Here is a 5,097-nt window from a genome sequence, read left to right as displayed (position 1 = left end):
CACGTCGCCCTCGGCATGTCCGAAAAGATCATTGACCTCCTTGAACCTATCGAGGTCGAGACACAGAACGGCGACAAGCTGTCGTGCGGCGCGCGCTGTCTCGATTTCCAAATCGAGCTTTTTGTTGAAAGTCGTGCGGTTCGGAAGCCCAGTCAACGCATCGTGATGGGCAAGAAAATGGATGTGCCGTTCGGCCTGTTTGCGCGCTCTCAAGTCGCGTACCGCGATGGCGTGATGCGGCTTGCCGGAGAAGTCGATTGGCCGCTGAATGAGCTCGACGGGAATTATGGCCTTCCCCTCATCCCGGATGAGACCGGTTTCGACCGGCTGATTTTGCTGTGCAAGCAGTCGGCCGCGAGTGTCTTCGTCAGGGAAATATTGCTCAAGCTTGGTCCCGACGAAGCCATCGACGTTCACGCCCACGAGAGTCGCGAAGCTATTGTTCACGGCGACGATGACATCGTCCTGGCAAACGATCAGGCCTTCTACGGCGGCGTTGGCGAGACCGCGCATCCGGTCGGCTTCGAGTTCCGTGCGGCGCCGATCGCGAATGTCGAGCGCCAATCCGGCGAACGCAAGGATGATGATGGTGGAGCTCGCGAGCGCGACCGCGACTGCGAGCCACCCGGGGGAAAGCGCCGAGCTCGGCACTTCGATGGTGGGATCGGGAACTACCGAAACGGCGGCCATTGCCGTGAAATGAAGCGAACAGATTGCTGCCGTCAACAGAAGGGCGCCGAAGATCCGATATCGGACGAGATTGTCATGCAAGCCGACGGACAACGCAGCCGCCCCGATGATCTCGGCGAGCGCAACGGACGCGATAACGTACGCGGGGTTCCAGACTATTCGTCCCGCGATCTCGAACGCGGACATGCCGGTGAAATGCATCAGAGCGATGCCGCCGCCGACAATCATGCCGCCGATTAACCGGCTTCCTGGCAGCGCCGACGACAGCGCAACGGCGAAGCCCGCGCCAGTCGTTACGATCGCAAGCACCAGCGAAGCAACGGTTAGGGAGACGTCATATCCGCTCGGCACTCCGGGCGCGTAGGCCAGCATGGCAATGAAATGGGTCGCCCAAATGCCAAAGCCGGTTGCTAGCGCCGACACGGCAAGCCACACGTAGCGCATGTAGTGGACGGATTTGCGCACATGATAGATCAGCGTAATGGCCGTGATAGAGGCAAGGGCGCAAATGACAACGGCCAGCACCACAAGCCGGAGATCATGGTCATTCACCACGCAACTGTAGACGGTAAACATTTCGTGCACCGCGTCGTGTCGAGATCATCCTGAGCGGAGCGCAATTTGTTCGATTTCGTATTCCAACGCGTTAATATGCAGCCGACCTCCTCGAAAATACGAAGTGCTAGCGGATTCGTGGTTAGAAAACCCTTGTCGCGTACATTTACAAGCCTCGCGTCTCGGTCAAATCCTCGGCGGCCTCTGTACCGTCACGGGCCAACTACCGGAACGTGACGGTGAGCTTGAGTACCGCGTAAAGCTTACGAGCGAGCGGCATGAGCGCGTCGTGCAAGAGAGCCAGTTATCAAAGCCGCCTGCTTGCAACTAACTCAAGAGTAAGACAATTGCGAAAGGCGCGTCGAGCTCAGCGCTTCGCACGCCGTTTGCCCGCGATCCTCCCTAGCGCACGAACGATCTTCGTCTCATCAATATCATCCGGGTCATACGGCCCGCCGTACCAAACGAGCGCATGGTCCCGCAGCCGTTTCTGTTTGCTCAACACATTTTTCAAGAATTCAAAATAGCCGGGCGGCCCGCCGCAATCCTCCGGCGGACAGCGCCGCTCACCGCCAAGAAATTGCGGATACGTCACGCCGGGCAGCGGCGCAGCGACCTTCTCTACGATGACCGAGTGCTCCCAATCATCGCCCATGTCATAGGCATAATCAAAACGGCGCAGCCCACTCTCCAGCAACGCTCCTAGCGTCACGCGCGCCGCATCTTCATATCGCTCATTCCACTCCGGCTCGGAAGCAACCCGCATGGAATATCGGCAACCACCCGCCTCAAAATGCCAGAGGTGACAATCGAGCCAACCCATCGCTGCTTGAATGACGAGGTGCACCTGCGTCAGTGTCATCGACGTGCGCACCGCAACCCGCCGCCAGATCAGCGGCTCAATGCCCGAGAGCTCGATCCGCAGCACCGCAACTTCCCCTGCAGTCGACATAACGCTCCGCTTCCCCTCTCGCCTCGCCATCCTCGCCCCACTCCCCTCCACCCGCAGAACGAGTTCGATTGATGCTGCGACGCTTTGTCGGTGACCATTACCGATTTGTAATTGGCTCCGTCCAGCGTGCAAGAATACGCTGTCATCCGTTGATCGAGCACAAAGTCGCCCCCGTGCTCGACCGATAACCCCAGACTCGCTTGCGAGCTGGGGTTTTTAATTTCGAGACTCCCATCCGCCATCCCCGCGCCTCCCCCGCTCCATCCTCACTCAATCGAACCCTCGCCACGCCACTCCACCCTCGCGTCACCTCACCTGATTTCACCACCCTCCTCCACCGACGCAAAACCGAGAGCCAAGTACCGCAGCCGCGACCGCCCTGGGCATGCAAAATCCGTGAGCTCCACCGCTTCCAAAATCCGTGAGCTTTCTTTCCAATTTCCGTGAGCTTCCCCGCGCACGGGTTAGTCCGGAATCCGCTTAGCCGGTCACCTGGCCGAAGAGTCACCTACCGATTTTGTGAGACGCTTGGAAAGGCGCCGGAAACCCGTTACATGGTGGCGACCCCTCGACAACGGTCGCCGCCACGCGAGGGGCCGCCCCTAAATTACCAGGTGCCTGTGAAGTGCCTAAGAATTTATGTCAATTGGTCTATCTCTTTGTAATTACTAGAGTTTTGGGGAATAGTTCAACGGTAGAACATCGGACTCTGACTCCGAGAATCTAGGTTCGAATCCTAGTTCCCCAGCCAACGAATTCGTTGATTTTACACAGCTTATGCACCGCGGACGGATCGGACATTCGGGACAAACCGCGCACAACCGGACACACAGAAACCGGCACAGCCCAAATGCCCGACGATCTCGCCGAAGAAACCACCGACCCGCGCACCGCCAACGAGGTCTGGACCGCGGACGGCCAGCATGTCGAGCGGATGCTCTATGCCGGCAACCGGCTCGACAAGGCGCAAGCCGAGTTCGAGGCGTTTGCGAAAGTCGCAGGGTCACTAGTAGATGCTGATGCTTGCCTACATACTGATCAGTTTTCAGGGCCACCCGATCAATATGGCGCGATACTATGGCCCGTTCACCGCGGCGCAATGCCATCTGGTGATCGAAAAGCAGATTCCTCACATCGGGATGATGCGGCAGTTAAAATGCCTGCCCTACAACAAGTCTTTGGTTGACGGTCGGTCGCATCCGCACCAGTCGCCCTAACGACTTACTGGTCGGCAACGCACTCCTAGCCGGCGGGTTCCGGGAACGTTGGCACTGAAACAGCATCGTAGCGCAAACGACGATCCGGATTAAGCATCGATCTGATAAAGCGCCGGGCCGGGACCTCAAGACAGGTGAACGACGCGATCGAGGTGGCGGATAGCCAGACAAATATCAGCGCACATTTTGACACAACAACCCAGACATTGGTCATGTCGCCGCCCGCGAGCAATACGGATGCGATGACGTATGGCTGCAGCAGGTACATGCTGTAGCTAGCCTCGCCGAGGACGAGGACGCCCTTGTTCTCGAAGAAAGCGTGACGCTTGACTGCCAACGTGTAGATCAGGCCGGCGACACCCGGCGCGAACATCCAACACAGGTGATAAAGATCGCCGATATTGCGCGGAAAAATGGCCGGCCCGAACAGGAACGTTAGCACCCAGGCGAGCGATGCGCAGCCCAGCAGTGTGACATTGGCCTTCGGGACTTTCTGAAAAAGTGCTGCGGTCAATGCGCCAAGAAAGAACTCGGGGATGCGGCAATAAGGGGAGATATAGAAAGTCCAATCCCAATCCTGCCACGCCTGAATACGCAGCAAGACGACCCCGAAGCCGATGGTAGAGACAACCACCAGCGCGGAAATCGCAACCAAAATCGATCTTGTGCTCGTGAGCCTGCCGAGCGGTCGGCACACTGCCACATAGCAGAAATACAAGAATACCTCGACGCTGATCGACCACGCCAAGCCGACATGCTGCGAAGCCAGGTATTGAGTGTTAGTGCCGCGAAACGGAAACCAGCTTTGCGTCAGCGTCAGTGTGTAGCCCCAGTAGTCGTAGGGCGCGAACCAACTGTTGAAATAGATAGCGTCAACGACAATTACGGCAACGTAGAGCGGGTAAAGCCGCGCAAACCGTGCGACCGCGAAAGACTACAGCGCTCGCCGTGTCATCGTGCGGACGCTGTCGCCGTAATTGTAGTGAATGACAAAACCGCTGAGCACGAAAAACAATGTCATGCCGAGACGGCCGGTCCGCCAGCTCGAGACGGCCATCGGGCAAACGGCAGCGTGACATAAATTAAAATGAGCCGAGAGGTGACTCCATAAGACGCACGTTGCCGCGATGAACCGCAACGCGGTCAAGCTTGGAACGTCCTGCTTTCGCATCTAGGCCGCTTTCCCACCCACCCCCTCGCTCAGGTTGTGGCGGTTCTGTCGCGCTAGTCAAGTGCGCTTTAACCGGCCCCTTCATCCATCCAAGAGGCTATTCGACATGCGATCTCTTCTCGCCTTCGCGATCCTGTGCGCCATCGCCATCCCGGCTTTTTGCACAACAGCCCGCCCCGCTTCCCGTCACCGTCACCCTGACCTCGCAGGAATATTGAGCCGTCGTCGCGGGCTTGGGCGAACTGCCACTCAAAGTCTCGGTTGATGCCTTCGCGGCATTGACGCAGGCACAGCGCGACGCCCAGGCGGCAGCCGTCAAGGCTAAGACGGATGCGGCTAAGCCGCCTACGGCCCCCGCCAAGCCCGCAGAGCCACTAAAGCATCCCAAGTGACGCGCCTCGCGCTCGCCGCGCTATGCGGCTGTCTGCGCGTCGCTGTGGCGCACGCCGAGACCGGCGTCGCCTCGGTCTACAGCTACAGCCCGCGCACGGCGAGCGGCGAGCGGTTCAACC

3 protein-coding genes, 1 tRNA gene and 1 pseudogene are annotated in these 5,097 nt (G+C 58.7%); 2 read left to right on the top strand and 3 right to left on the bottom strand.

The features are described from left to right. Window positions 1-1,266, bottom strand: a 1,266-nt coding sequence (locus WB528_RS04740) for an MHYT domain-containing protein (RefSeq protein WP_423887271.1), incomplete at its 3' end; no start/stop codon positions are given. 346 nt (window positions 1,267-1,612) lie between these two features. Continuing rightward, a complete protein-coding gene (locus WB528_RS04735; RefSeq protein ID WP_423887270.1) occupies window positions 1,613-2,173 on the bottom strand; it encodes a plasmid pRiA4b ORF-3 family protein in 561 nt (186 codons plus the stop codon). Window positions 2,174-2,874: 701 nt separating this feature from the next. Here WB528_RS04735 and WB528_RS04730 point away from each other — a divergent pair. After that, window positions 2,875-2,948 (top strand) — tRNA-Gln (locus tag WB528_RS04730). A gap of 99 nt (window positions 2,949-3,047) precedes the next feature. Further along, window positions 3,048-3,383, top strand: coding sequence for a hypothetical protein (locus WB528_RS04725; RefSeq protein ID WP_423887269.1), 336 nt, complete (start codon window positions 3,048-3,050; stop codon window positions 3,381-3,383). Between the two features lie 56 nt (window positions 3,384-3,439). On the opposite strand, the pseudogene WB528_RS04720 reads toward WB528_RS04725, so the two are convergent. Beyond that, a pseudogene (locus tag WB528_RS04720) lies at window positions 3,440-4,585 on the bottom strand (acyltransferase family protein). Between the last annotated feature and the right edge of the window lie 512 nt (window positions 4,586-5,097).

Origin of the sequence: Bradyrhizobium sp. (assembly GCF_049586575.1) — a bacterium.
Classification (GTDB): Bacteria; Pseudomonadota; Alphaproteobacteria; order Rhizobiales; family Xanthobacteraceae; genus Bradyrhizobium.
Note: the sequence above shows the minus strand (reverse complement) of the source record. Positions and strands in the feature narration are given on the sequence as shown.